General features: G+C 63.7%; 1 protein-coding gene. It reads left to right on the top strand.

The features are described from left to right. A partial coding sequence (locus V5T57_RS20780; protein WP_332893185.1) for a hypothetical protein occupies nt 1–234 on the top strand: 234 nt, incomplete at both ends.

Below are 234 nucleotides of genomic sequence, written 5' to 3'. Positions count from 1 at the left end.
ATCGCGGAGGAAGCCCGACTGGCTGAAGAGGCCCGTATCGCGGAGGAAGCGCGACTGGCTGAAGAGGCCCGCATCGCTGAGGAAGCTCGACTGGCTGAAGAAAAACGTTTAGCCGAAGAGGCCCGCATCGCTGAGGAAGCCCAACTGGCTGAAGAGGCTCGCATCGCGGAGGAAGCGCGACTGGCTGAAGAGGCCCGCATCGCTGAGGAAGCGCGACTGGCTGAAGAGGCTCGC

The organism is Magnetococcus sp. PR-3, from assembly GCF_036689865.1.
Taxonomy (GTDB): Bacteria; Pseudomonadota; Magnetococcia; order Magnetococcales; family Magnetococcaceae; genus Magnetococcus.
This window is presented reverse-complemented; position numbering and strand designations above follow the sequence as displayed.